12 protein-coding genes are annotated in these 11,739 nt (G+C 68.5%); 3 read left to right on the top strand and 9 right to left on the bottom strand.

Going from position 1 to position 11,739, the window contains the following annotated elements:
• Positions 1 to 77: 77 nt before the first annotated feature.
• From VDQ18_RS19945 to VDQ18_RS19920, 6 genes are read right to left on the bottom strand one after another with little or no spacing between them, the layout of a single operon-like run.
• Complete coding sequence (locus VDQ18_RS19945; RefSeq protein ID WP_323022654.1) at positions 78 to 1,514, bottom strand: aldehyde dehydrogenase family protein; 1,437 nt, start codon at positions 1,512 to 1,514, stop codon at positions 78 to 80.
• 23 nt (positions 1,515 to 1,537) lie between these two features.
• Positions 1,538 to 1,921: a YciI family protein gene (locus tag VDQ18_RS19940; RefSeq protein WP_323022653.1), complete on the bottom strand. Its 384-nt coding sequence runs from the start codon at positions 1,919 to 1,921 to the stop codon at positions 1,538 to 1,540.
• Between the two features lie 56 nt (positions 1,922 to 1,977).
• Entirely contained in the window at positions 1,978 to 2,940 is a 963-nt protein-coding gene (locus VDQ18_RS19935) for a Bug family tripartite tricarboxylate transporter substrate binding protein (protein ID WP_323022652.1), read from the bottom strand.
• Between the two features lie 48 nt (positions 2,941 to 2,988).
• Positions 2,989 to 4,491, bottom strand: coding sequence for a tripartite tricarboxylate transporter permease (locus VDQ18_RS19930; protein WP_323022651.1), 1,503 nt, complete (start codon positions 4,489 to 4,491; stop codon positions 2,989 to 2,991).
• Positions 4,492 to 4,494: 3 nt separating this feature from the next.
• The gene (locus VDQ18_RS19925) at positions 4,495 to 4,977 is read right to left on the bottom strand and encodes a tripartite tricarboxylate transporter TctB family protein (protein WP_323022650.1); all 483 of its coding nucleotides are present in this window, start codon (positions 4,975 to 4,977) and stop codon (positions 4,495 to 4,497) included.
• A 28-nt stretch (positions 4,978 to 5,005) separates the two neighbouring features.
• Entirely contained in the window at positions 5,006 to 5,578 is a 573-nt protein-coding gene (locus VDQ18_RS19920) for an NADPH-dependent FMN reductase (protein WP_323022649.1), read from the bottom strand.
• Between the two features lie 221 nt (positions 5,579 to 5,799).
• Between VDQ18_RS19920 and VDQ18_RS19915 the strand changes: the two genes are divergently transcribed.
• A complete protein-coding gene (locus tag VDQ18_RS19915; protein ID WP_323022648.1) occupies positions 5,800 to 6,525 on the top strand; it encodes an FCD domain-containing protein in 726 nt (241 codons plus the stop codon).
• Positions 6,526 to 6,589: 64 nt separating this feature from the next.
• Here the strand turns inward: VDQ18_RS19915 and VDQ18_RS19910 are convergent, their stop codons facing one another.
• Both VDQ18_RS19910 and VDQ18_RS19905 read right to left on the bottom strand, forming a co-directional pair.
• Entirely contained in the window at positions 6,590 to 7,570 is a 981-nt protein-coding gene (locus tag VDQ18_RS19910; RefSeq protein WP_323022647.1) for a tripartite tricarboxylate transporter substrate binding protein, read from the bottom strand.
• A 71-nt stretch (positions 7,571 to 7,641) separates the two neighbouring features.
• Positions 7,642 to 9,267 carry an FAD-dependent monooxygenase gene (locus VDQ18_RS19905; protein ID WP_323022646.1) on the bottom strand — a complete coding sequence of 542 codons (1,626 nt, stop codon included), beginning with the start codon at positions 9,265 to 9,267 and terminating at the stop codon, positions 7,642 to 7,644.
• Positions 9,268 to 9,464: 197 nt separating this feature from the next.
• Between VDQ18_RS19905 and VDQ18_RS19900 the strand changes: the two genes are divergently transcribed.
• Entirely contained in the window at positions 9,465 to 9,923 is a 459-nt protein-coding gene (locus VDQ18_RS19900) for a tripartite tricarboxylate transporter TctB family protein (protein ID WP_323022645.1), read from the top strand.
• Between the two features lie 7 nt (positions 9,924 to 9,930).
• Entirely contained in the window at positions 9,931 to 11,436 is a 1,506-nt protein-coding gene (locus VDQ18_RS19895) for a tripartite tricarboxylate transporter permease (protein WP_323022644.1), read from the top strand.
• 75 nt (positions 11,437 to 11,511) lie between these two features.
• Here the strand turns inward: VDQ18_RS19895 and VDQ18_RS19890 are convergent.
• A partial coding sequence (locus VDQ18_RS19890) for a CoA transferase (protein WP_323022643.1) occupies positions 11,512 to 11,739 on the bottom strand: 228 nt, incomplete at its 5' end.

The raw sequence follows: 11,739 nt of genomic DNA, 5'->3' as shown, positions 1-11,739 counted from the left end.
CCGCCCCCCGCACCCCCTGCTTCAAGGGGGGCACGCCCCCCTTGAAAATCCCCGTGGATATTTGAGGAACAAAGAAATCAGGGCTGTTGGTAGGCGGTCTTGACGCTGGTGAAGAACTCGGCGGCGTAGCGGCCCTGTTCGCGGGGGCCGTGGCTGGAGCCCTTGGTGCCGCCGAAGGGGACGTGGAAATCCACCCCCGCGGTGGGCAGGTTGACCATCACCATCCCGGCCTCGGCGTTGCGCTTGAAGTGGCTGGCGTGTTTCAGGCTGGTGGTGGCGATCCCGGCCGAGAGGCCATAGGGCGTGTCATTGGCGACGCTCAGCGCCTCGTCATAGTCCCTCACCGGGATCACCGCGGCCACCGGGCCGAAGATCTCTTCCCGGGCGATGCGCATCTGGTTGGTGCAATCGGCGAACAGGGCGGGGGTGAGGAAGAAGCCCTCGGTCGCCCGGCTCACCCGGTCGCCGCCGGTGACGAGGCGGGCGCCTTCGCTCTGGCCCTGGGCGATGTATTCGAGGTCCTGGGCGAGCTGGCTTTCATCGACCACCGGGCCGATATCGGTGCCGGTCTCCAGCGCGTGGCCGGTGGTCAGCGCCTCGAGCCGGGTTTTCACCGCGGCGAGGAAGGGCGCGTAGACCGCCTCTTCGACGATGATCCGCGACGAGGCGGTGCAGCGCTGGCCGGTCGAGAAGAACGAGCCGTTGACCACCGCCTCGACCGCGACGCCGAGATCGGCGTCCTTCAGCACGACGAATGGGTTCTTGCCGCCCATTTCGAACTGCACCTTGCGCATCAGCCGGGCCGAGGCGAGGGCCAGCGCCTCGCCGGTCTGGCGCGAGCCGGTGAAGGTCAGCGCCGTCACATCCGGGCTTTCGACGATCGCCTGACCGACCACCGAGCCGCGGCCCATGACCAGATTGAGGACGCCCTCGGGCAGGCCCGCGCGGTGCAGGATATCGACCAGCGCCCAGGCCGAGCCGGGGACCAGATCGGCGGGTTTGAAGACCACGGTATTGCCGTGGCAGAGCGCGGGCGCGATCTTCCAGGCGGGGATGGCGATGGGGAAGTTCCAGGGCGTGATGATGCCGACGACCCCGACCGCCTCGCGGGTGATCTCGACGCCGACGCCGGGGCGGACCGAGGGCAGGAGCTCGCCCGAGAGCCGGAGGCATTCCCCGGCGAAGAAGTCGAAGATCTGGCCGGCGCGGGTCACTTCCCCGATGCCTTCGGGCAGGGTCTTGCCCTCTTCGAGGGACAGAAGCCGTCCCAGTTCCTCGCGCCGGGCCAGGATCTCGTCGGCGGCCTTGCGCAGGATGGCGTGGCGGGTGAGCGGCGCCGAGCGCGACCAGGCGGGGAAGGCGGCTTTGGCGGCGGCAACGGCGTCGAGCGCATCGGCGCGGGTGCCGCGGGCATAGTCGCCCAGGGTCAGCGACAGGTCGGAGGGGCTGACATTGGGCGCGCCCTCGCCGGGGCGCCAGGCGCCGCCGATCAGGTTGGGTTTGGGGTCGGACATCGGGGACTTTCCTGAAAGGGGGCTCAGCCCAGAACGAGGCTCTGGTCGGAATAGCGCAGGGTGAGGGTCATCGACCCCTCGTTCAGCAGCCAGCGGTGCAGGGTGAATTGCCTGAGGCCCTTGGCATGGAACGGGTCGGCCTCGGCGATCTGCCGCGCCTCGGCCTCGGTGGCGGCGCGCAGGATGATCATGCCGCCGGTGGGGGGCGCTGCGTCGCCTTCCTCGAAGATCGGTCCGGCGCCGAAGAGAGTGCCCGCGCGTTCCAGCGCCACCTGATAGGCCAGATGCTCGGGCAGCACCGCCTGAATGCCGGGGCCGCGGGCGGGGCGGGTGGTCACGACCCAGAGCGATTGGCGCAGCATGCTGGCATAGAGGGATTCGGGCGTCGTCTCGGTCATCATGTCCATCGGGGCAGCAGGGAGTGGACCGGCCACGGGAGCGGGCAGCCGGTCCGGGCGAGGGCTCAGCGGCGCTCGATCTCGGCGGCGTCGATCACCCGGGTCCAGGTGGCGATCTGCCGCTCGACCATGGCGCGGAACGCCTCGCCGGTGGAGCCCGCGGGGCTCGCACCCAGCGCCAGGATCCGCTCGCGCACGCCCTCGTCTTGCAGGGCGCGGTTGACGGCGGCGTTCAGCGTCTCGGCGATGTCGTCGGGCAGGCCGGCAGGGGCGCCGATGCCGGTCCAGGACAGCACGTCAAAGCCCGGCGCCACGGTCTCGGCCAGCGTCGGCACATCGGGACGGTCGTCCCAGCGCGCGCCGGAGGTCACCGCCAGCGCGTCGAAGACGCCCGCGTCGGCCTGGCCGAGGATCACGGTGCCCGCGTCGATCACCAGGTCGATCTCGCCGCCCATCAGCGCCGTCGTCGCGGCGGCGCCGCCCTGATAGGGGACGTGCAGGAATTGCACGCCGGTCTCCAGCCCCAGCAATTCGCCGGTCAGGTGCTGGGTGGAACCGACACCGGCATGGCCGATGCGGATTGAGCGCGGGTTGGCGCGGGCTGCGTCGATGACCTCCTGGATCGAGGCGAAGCGGCCGTGCTGGGCGCCGACGAAGAACGGGAACTGTCCGACGGTCGAGATGAAGGTGAAGTCTTCGAGGGAATCGAAGGGCAGGGAATTGTAGAGGGCGGCCGCGACCGGGTGACCGCCGACCAGCAATTGCAGCGTGTAGCCGTCGGCCTCCTGCTGGGCGACATAGCCCGAGGCGACGGTGCCGCCCGCGCCCGGACGGGCCTCGACCACGACCGGCTGGCCCAGGTCCTGCGACAGCGCGTCGGCGATGATGCGCGAGACGGTATCCGCGTTGCCGCCGGCGGCGAAGCCGTGGACGATGCGGATCGTGTGGTCGGGATAGGTGCTTTGCGCGGCGGCGGGCAGGCTCAGGGCCATGGCCAGCGGCAGGGCGGCGAACAGGGTTTTCAACATGGTTCCTCCGTTGGGATGTTGCGCCGGGCCTCCCCCCGGCAGGTGGGGTCAGGACGGGGTCGCGGCACGGCGCGCGCGGCGGCGGGCGGCAAGGCCCGAGGCGAGCGAATAGACCAGCAGCGCGACGGTGCAGGCCAGGAGCGTGCCGCTGATCGGGCGGGTGGCGAAGACGGTGAAATCGCCCCCGTTCAGCAGCATGGCGCGGCGGAAGTTTTCCTCGAACAGCGGACCCAGGACGAAGCCCAGCAGGATCGGCGCGGGCTCGAAACGGACGTTCTTCAGCAGATAGCCGAGGATCCCGAAGCCCAGCGTCAGCACCACGTCCACCACGCTCGTGCGGTGCGAATAGACGCCGACGCAGATCATGATGATGATGACGGGATAGAGCTTGCGGTAGGGGATGCGCAGCAGCAGGACCCAGAGGCGGATCAGCGGGATGTTGATCAGCAGCAGGATCAGGTTGCCGATGAAGAAGCTGGCGATGACACCCCAGAACAGCGTCGGCTGGTCGACCATCAGCCGCGGCCCCGGGATCACCCCGTTGAGGACCAGCGCGCCGATCATCAGGGCCATGACCGCATCGCCCGGGACGCCCAGCGTCAGGGTGGGGATGAAGCTGGTCTGCGCCGCGGCGTTGTTCGAGGATTCGGGCGCGGCGATGCCCGGCAGGTGGCCGGTGCCGAACTCGCCCGGCCTGCGCGAGACGCGCTTTTCCACGGCATAGGCCATGAACGAGGCGATGGCGGCCCCGGTCCCCGGCAGGGCGCCGAAGAAGCTGCCGATGCCCGCGCCGCGCAGGATCGGGCCGGTGATTTCCTTGAATTCGGCGCGGGTCGGCAGGATGTCCCGCATCGAGACGGCGATCTTTGTCTGCCGCGGCGCCTCCGAATTGACCGAGCGGATGATCTCGCTGACGCCGAAAAGGCCCATGGCCAGCGACACCAGGCTGATGCCGTCCGCCAGTTCCGGCATGCCGACGAAGCGGTAGAAGCCCGTGGTCGTGTCGGCGCCGACGAGGCCCAGCGCGATGCCGACCAGCACCATGGCGAACGAGCGCAGCTGCGAGCCGGTGCCGATCAGCGAGGCCGCGATCAGCCCCAGCACCACGAGCATGGCGTATTCGGCGGCGCCAAAGCGCAGCGCGATCGAGGCCATGGGGATCGCCGCCGCCACCACCAGCGCCACGCCGATCATGCCGCCGATGAAGGACGAGAAGGCGGCGATGAACAGCGCCAGCCCCGCCCGGCCCTTCTGCGCCATCGGGTAGCCCTCAAGACAGGTGACGACCGATGAGGGCGTGCCCGGCAGGTTCAGCAGGATCGAGGCAATCGAGCCACCGTATTGCGAGCCGTAATAGATGCCCGCCAAGAGGATGATCGACGAGGTGGCGTCGAGGTGGAAGGTGATCGGCAGCAGCAGCGAGATGGCGGTGATCGCGCCGATCCCCGGCAGCACGCCGATCAGCTGGCCGATGACCACGCCCGCCAGCGCGTAGACCAGGACCGAGGGCTGCATGACCACGCCCAGGCCCATCATGAATTGCTCGAGCATGGTTTACCTCCAGAAGGCGCGGATCGGCAGTTCGAGCGCGACCAGGAACAGCGCCCAGCCGCCCAGCGCCGCGAGCGCCGCGTAGATCAGGATCGGCAGCACCCGGTTGGTGCTGTCGCCGAATTTCGAGATGGCGACGGCGGCGAACATCGCCGGCACCAGACCCGCGGGCTGGATCAGCCCGGCGAAGGCCAGGATCGAGGCCGAGACGAAGATCAGCCCCCGCCAGTGCAGGCCGGGCATGGCCAGATCCGGCTGCGGGCGCAGGTCGGCGATCAGGATCGCCAGCCCCATCAGGCAGAGCGCAACGCCGGTCCAGACCGGGACGAAGCCCGGCCCCATGTCGTAAAGGCGCCCCATCGGATAGTCGCGGGCGATGACCAGCATGACCGCGCCCAAGGTCAGCACCAGCCCGCCGCCGAGGACGCGCTGGAACAAGCCGGGGACGCTGCGGGGCATCGTCGGGATCGGGTCGGGATGTGACATGGGATCTCCTTCCTTGCCGGATGGGCCGTCAGGCCTCGGTCAGCGCCATCGAGCGGCTGTAGCGCAGGAATTGCTCCAGATGGCCGCGCAGGAAGGCCTCGGTCTGGGGATCGGTGATGCGTCCGGCCTCGACATCGAGCTTGGCGCGGGCCTGGGCGATCTGCACCTCGGGCTTGGCCATGATGCGCATGTCCTGCGAATGCAGCACGTGGCGCAGGCTCTCATGCACGCGGGCGCCGCCCAGAAGCCCGGGCGAGACGCTCCAGATCGCCACCGGCTTGCCCGCCAGCGGCACCGGCTGGGCCCGTGACACCCAGTCGATGGCATTCTTCAGCGCGCCCGGGACGGACCAATTGTATTCGGGGGTGACGATCAGGATCGCGTCGCAGCGGGTGACGGCGGCCAGCAGCGCCGTGACACTTTCGGGCAGGCCCTGATCCATCACGTCCTGATCGAAAAGCGGCAGCGTGCCGGGATTGGGCAGCGTTTCGACGCTGAATCCCTCGGGCGCCAGCCCTGCCACGGCCCGGGCGGCGGCGCGCGACAGCGAGGCCCTGCGCAGCGATCCTTCCCAGATTCCGAGATGCCGTTTGCCTGTCACGAAGACCTCCCTGACTCGTCTTGCTGCGGTCGGGGGTAGCACACAGTTTCCGATAACTCAAATATTTTCGAAAATACGACGTTGATCGAAGGATCGTCGAGTATATGCAAGAATTCTTTTTTTCTTCGAAAATCACGCTATGCTAGAAGTTGATCGCCAGCGCCGGCGGGTTCTTGGGCGCGACAGGACCGGGTAACGGGTCGAAGCTAGAGGTGGTACGCATGACAATACGGTCCCTGCCCGCAACGGGGCGCGCGGTGGCAAAGACGGCGGCAGCAAAGGCCGAGGCCTCGACCGGCGGCCATGTCCTGACCCGGCTGCGCTCGGATATCGTCAGCAGCGAGTTCAAACCCTCGGCCCGGTTGAAATTCGCCGAACTGACCAAGCGCTATGATGTCGGCATCGGCACCCTGCGCGAGGCGCTGTCGCAGCTGGCCTCCGAAGGCTTCGTCACCGTCGAGGCGGGCAAGGGCTTCAAGGTGGCCCCCGTCTCGGCCGAGGAACTGGTCGAGATCACCGACCTGTTCATCAGCTTCGAGAAGCGGGCGATTCGCGAGGCCATCGCCGAAGGGGACGAGGATTGGGAGGCCAATATCGTCGCCGTCCACCACCGGCTGAGCCTGATCGAGGGGCTGCCCTGGGCCGACCGGATGGAGCGCCACGCCGAATGGGTGCAGCGTCACCGCGAGTTCCACGAGGCGCTGGTCGCGGCCTGTCCCGGGCATTGGCTGCTCAGGCTCAGGACGATGATGTTCGACCAGCTCGACCGCTACCGTTTCGTCACCAAGAACGCCTCGGAAAGCCAGGGGCGCAAGAAGTTCGACGAACACCGCGAGATCATGCTGGCCACCATCGCCCGCGACGGCGACAAGGCCGCCGAACTGATCGAGAAGCATATCCGCGACACCTCGGACCGGGCGCTGACCATCCTGGCCCGCAACGGCTGAACCCGCACACGAAAAAGCCCCGCGGCCGGGTGCGCGGGGCTTGGTCTTTGTCAGGAGCGGTGCCTCAGTTGGCGGCGATGCCAGCCTCGCGGGTCAGCACTTCCATCGCTTCCAGGTCGCGGGCGACCAGTTCGGCCAGTGCTGCCGGATCGCCGACCCGCGCCGTCGCCGCATTGGCGTCGAGCACTTCCTGCACCGCCGGGGTGGCGACGGCCTGGGCGAAGATGCCCGAGAGGGTGTTCACCACATCCTCGGGCGTGCCGGCCGGGGCGAAGACCGCGAACCAGAATTCCTTGTTCACCTGCGGATAACCCAGTTCCCCCAGCGAGGGCACGTTGGGCAGGAAGGGCAGCCGTTCCGAGCCGGTCACGGCGATCACCCGCAGCGTCCCGTCATTGACGAACGAGCGCGTCGGCCCATAGCCCGAGAACATGAAATCGACCCGCCCGGTCGAGGTTTCCAGCAGCGCGGGCCCACCGCCCTGGAAGGGCACGGCGACCATGTCGGCGCCGGTGGCGAGCCGCAGCTGTTCGCCCAGCAATTGCCCGCCCGACCCCAGGCCCTGCGTGGCAAAGCTCAGCCCGCCCGGCCGCTCGGCCGCCGCCGCCAGCAGATCGTCCAGCGTCTGGATCTCGCTGTCGCCCGGCACGACCAGCACATGCGGGAAGAGCATGATCTCGGTGACCGGCGCGAAATCGGCGACGGGGTCGTAGGTGATGTTCATCAGATAGGGGTTGATGGCATGGGTCGAGGCATTGCCGAAGAACAGCGTATAGCCGTCCGCTGCGGCGTTCTTCACATACATCGCCGCAATCGAGCCACCGGCACCGGGGCGGTTCTCGACGATCAGCTGATGACCCATCTGCTGGCTGGCCTCGGCGGCGATGACGCGCATCACCTGATCGGTGCCGCCGCCGGGCGGGAAGGGCAGGACGATGGTCACGTCGCGTTCGGGGAAGGTGTCGGCCAGCGCGGGCAGGGCGAGCGGCGCCATCAGCGCGGTTGCCGCGATCAGGCTGCTGGTCAGGGTCGCAAATCGGGTCATGTCTCTCCTCCTCTGGTGCCCGGCGGGATGCCGGGGCTTGGGGCGGCGGCCCGGGGACCGCCGCCGTGTTCTCAGGCGCCGATGACGCGGGCGATCAGCGCGCCGCAATCGCCGGGCAAGGCGTCGCCGCGCCAGGCGACATGGCCGTCCGGGCGCACCAGCACCAGCGCCGCGCCATAGAGCGAGCGGATGGCGGGATCGGTCAGCCAGTGGCAACGCAGGCCCAGGTTGCGGGCGCGCGCGGCGCGGGCCAGCGCCTCGCCCTCGGGCGGGGTGGCGCCGAGGCGCAAGAGCACGAAGCCCTCGCCGAAGAGGTCGAGCGTCGACAGCCCCTCGCGCGCGGCGCCGCTGATCCAGGCATGCGGCGCCCGGTGGCCGGGCCGGGCGCTGGGCTTGTACCAGCGCCAATCGTCGCTGTCGGCCTCGGTCCCGTCGGGCTCGATGACCGGGGAACCCTCGTAGCGGTAGCCCAGGTGGATGCCCAGCGTCTCCCATTCCGTCTCGGTCGCCTTGGTGATCGTCTCGCCCACGCGGGCGCGGGCGGCTTCACCCTCGGGCGTCTCGTCGAGGATGCCCTTGCAATCCTTCACCGATTTCAGCTGCGAATAATTCTTGGTCGAGGCGCTGGAATTGCGCTGGGCGATCGGGCGGCGTTCGACCTCGTAGCTGGCCAGCAGCGACGGCCCGCCCCAGCCCTGCAGCATCGCCGCCAGTTTCCAGCCGAGGTTCTCGACATCGCCCATGCCGGTGTTCATGCCCAGCCCGCCGGTCGGGGACATCGTGTGCGCGCTGTCGCCGCAGAGCCAGACGCGGCCCCTTCCGTAGCTGTCGGCGGTCAGTTCCGTCCGCCGCCAAGGCAGGGCCGAGATCACCTCGAACGGCATGTCGTCGGTCCCCAGCGCCTTGCGCACCCAGGCGTCGGCGGCGCGGATCACCTCGTCCACGCCGTCCTTGTTCGACGGCACGGTCAGGCGCCACAGCTCGTAGCCGTCCATGGCCGAGATGTTGCCCCACCAGCCGTTTTCACCGAGGAAGTAATAGCGTTCGGCATGGCCCATCTTGTGCTCGCCCCCCAGCGCGGCGGAGCGGAAGAAGACGGCGACGGAATGATCCAGCTCCTGCTTGCCGGTCATGCCGATGTCGAGCGCCCGGCGCACCCGGCTGCCCGCCCCGTCGCAACCGACCAGATAGGCGCCGGACAGCACCGCTTGCGCGCCATCCGGCCCGGTCACGGTGACCGAGACGCCCTCGCCATGATCGGCGAAAGCGTCGAGGCTGGTGTTCAGCCGCAGGTCGATCAGCGGTTCGGCCTCGACCCGGGCCTGAAGCATCGGATTGAGGAAGATCTGCGAGCACCGCCATTTCGTTTCGGGGCTTTCGGGAATCGAGGGTTCGTCCTGCAGGGAGGGGTAGTCGATGCGGCCCAGGAAATGCTGGGCGATGGTGGTGCAATAGACCATCGACAGGCCGAAATCGCGCCGGAATTCGGTGTCGCGCACGTAATCCGCCAGCCCCATGCGGCGGAAGATCTCCATCGTGCGGATGCCGACCAGGCCCAGCTTCGGCGTCTCGACCCGGCCGTCGGTCCGCTCGATCACGGTGCTGCGGATCCCCCGCCGCGCCAGGTCCAGCGCCAGCGTCATCCCGATGGGCCCCGCCCCGCAGATGATGACCTGTGTTTCGGTGCTGCTCGACATCCTGTTCTCCTCCCGGCCGTCGATGCCCGGCGCGGCGCGGACAAACCGGCCTGAGCTGGGTAATTTTCGGCACAGTGGTTACTTTCGAAACTTATGTCAATTGTTGAATAATCGGATCTTTGCGATTAGGCTGCCCGGCAACCGCCTTCCGCGCGCTCCTGTCGCACGGGGCGCAGGACACAGCACGGGAGGGTTTGGTGTCTGAACCGAAATTCGAGATCTTTCAGGGCAGTCTGGTCATCGGCGGGGTCCTTTCGCTGATCGGCGCCGGGGCGCTCTGGACCGGGCTGGGCTATGGCATGGGCAGCATGATGCGCGTCGGCGCCGGAGCCTTTCCGGTCGTCGTGTCGGGGCTGATGCTGACCTGCGGGCTGGCGGTGATGGCCGAATCGCTCTGGGGCAGGGGACGGGCAGCGGTGATTCCGCTGGGCGCGCTGCGGGCCGGGCTGGGCCTTGTCGCAGCCATCGCCACCTTCGCCCTGACCATTCAGAGCCTCGGCCTGCTGGCGGCGGTGGCGCTTTGCGTCTTCTTCGTCTCGCTGGCGGGCCAGAGCGTCAACTGGCGCCACACGCTGGCGCTGATGGTGGTGCTGCCGCTCGCCTCGTGGCTCATCTTCGCGCTGGGCCTCGGCCAGCAATTGCACGCTTTCGGGTAGGATCATCATGCTGGACGGACTTCTCCAGGGCGTCGAGGTCGCGCTGTCGTGGCAGGGCCTGCTGATGTGCGCCATCGGCGTGACACTGGGCACGATCATCGGCGTGCTGCCGGGGATCGGGGTGCTGGCCTCGGTGTCGCTGCTGATGCCGATCACCTTCGGCTACCCGCCGGCCATCGGGCTCATCATGCTGTCGGGCGTGTTCTACGGCGCGGCCTATGGCGGCTCGACCACCTCGATCCTGATGAACCTGCCGGGCACCGCGAACACGGCCGTCACCTGCCTCGATGGTCATCCGATGGCGCAGCAGGGGCGGGCGGGTGTCGCGCTTTTCATCACCACCATCGCCTCGTTCATCGGCTCCATCGGCGGGGCCATCGTGCTGGCGGTGCTGTCGATGCCGCTGGCCAATCTGGCGCGCAACTTCGGCTCGCAGGAATATCTGGCGGTCATGGTGCTGGGCCTCATGGCGGCCGCGGCCTTCGCCACCTACGGGCTGGCGCGGGCCATGGCGATGACCGCGCTGGGCATCCTGATCGGGCTCATTGGCATCGACCTCAACACCGGGCTCGAGCGCTATACCTTCGGTATGCCGTCCCTCTTCGACGGGGTGCCGATCGTGGCCATCGCCATCGGCCTGTTCGGCCTGCCCGAGGTTCTGGCCAATCTCTCGCGCCGGGGTGAGGCCCCGCCGCCGGTCATCTCGGTCACGCTGCGCGAGATGCTGCCCACCCGCGAGGACATGCGCCGCTCGACCCCCTCGATGGTCCGGGGCGGGCTGGTCGGCTGCCTGTTCGGCATCCTGCCCGGCGCGGGCAGCCTGCTGGCGTCCTTCATGTCCTACGCGGTCGAGCGCAATTCCTCGAAAACGCCCGAGAAGTTCGGCACCGGCATGATCGAGGGCATCGCCGGGCCCGAGACGGCCAATAACGCCGCCATCCAGACCGCCTTCATCCCGACGCTGAGCCTGGGCGTGCCGGGGGATTCGACCATGGCCATCGTGCTGGTGGCGCTGATCTATCACGGCATCGACCCGGGGCCGAATTTCGTCACCCAGCACCCGGACATCTTCTGGGGCCTGATCGTCAGCTTCCTGATCGGCAACCTGATGCTGCTGGTGCTGAACCTGCCGTTCATCGGTCTGTGGGTAAAGATGCTGCGGATCCCCAACTCGATCCTCTATCCCGCCATCGTCGTCTTCAGCTGCATCGGCGTCTACAGCGTCCGGCTGATGCCGAGCGACCTCTATCTCATGGCTGGCTGCGCGGTGCTGGGCTACCTGATGCGCAGCTTCCGGCTGGATGCGCCGCCGCTGCTTCTGGGCTTCGTGCTGGGCCCGATGATGGAGGAGCATTTCCGCCGCACCCTGCTGATTTCGCGAGGGGATCCGGCGGCCTTCCTGTCGACCGGGCTGACCTGGGGGATCTACCTGCTGATGATCGCCATGGTCGGCTGGTCCCTCTGGCGCAACGCGCTGACCAGACGGCGGGTGAAGGCCCAGGCGGCGGGGTGATCCAGCCGCCTGAAGGGCACAGAAAAACCCCCGCGTCGGAGCTCCGGCGCGGGGGTTCTTCTTGTGGGGCGGGTCTCAGTCCCGGGGGGCGAAGGCCCAGTCGCCGGTGCCGAGCGCCGGGGCGGCCCGGTCCAGCGCCAGCGCGCTGCGCGAGAAGCGCAGCGGCGAGCGCAGCCCCGCCAGACCCTCGGGCGCGATCTTCAGGCCGCGGGCCAGGACCTGCGGTTCCTCCAGCGCCTCGGCCACGGTGTTGATCGGCCCGCCGGGGACGCCATTCGCCTCCATCAGCGCGATCAGCGCCGC

Origin of the sequence: Pararhodobacter sp., from assembly GCF_034676075.1 — a bacterium.
GTDB lineage: Bacteria > Pseudomonadota > Alphaproteobacteria > Rhodobacterales > Rhodobacteraceae > Pararhodobacter.
The sequence above is the reverse complement of the archived record's forward strand: the minus strand, read 5'-3'. Positions and strand labels throughout refer to the sequence as shown.

Bases quoted from the DNA above. Each gene is read 5' to 3' on its own strand.
- VDQ18_RS19910 (WP_323022647.1), bottom strand. From the start codon at position 7,570: ATGACCCGATTTGCGACCCTGACCAGCAGCCTGATCGCGGCAACCGCG.
- VDQ18_RS19915 (WP_323022648.1), top strand. From the start codon at position 5,800: ATGACAATACGGTCCCTGCCCGCAACGGGGCGCGCGGTGGCAAAGACG.
- VDQ18_RS19940 (WP_323022653.1), bottom strand. From the start codon at position 1,921: ATGGACATGATGACCGAGACGACGCCCGAATCCCTCTATGCCAGCATG.
- VDQ18_RS19925 (WP_323022650.1), bottom strand. From the start codon at position 4,977: ATGTCACATCCCGACCCGATCCCGACGATGCCCCGCAGCGTCCCCGGC.
- VDQ18_RS19930 (WP_323022651.1), bottom strand. From the start codon at position 4,491: ATGCTCGAGCAATTCATGATGGGCCTGGGCGTGGTCATGCAGCCCTCG.
- VDQ18_RS19895 (WP_323022644.1), top strand. From the start codon at position 9,931: ATGCTGGACGGACTTCTCCAGGGCGTCGAGGTCGCGCTGTCGTGGCAG.
- VDQ18_RS19905 (WP_323022646.1), bottom strand. From the start codon at position 9,267: ATGTCGAGCAGCACCGAAACACAGGTCATCATCTGCGGGGCGGGGCCC.
- VDQ18_RS19945 (WP_323022654.1), bottom strand. From the start codon at position 1,514: ATGTCCGACCCCAAACCCAACCTGATCGGCGGCGCCTGGCGCCCCGGC.
- VDQ18_RS19935 (WP_323022652.1), bottom strand. From the start codon at position 2,940: ATGTTGAAAACCCTGTTCGCCGCCCTGCCGCTGGCCATGGCCCTGAGC.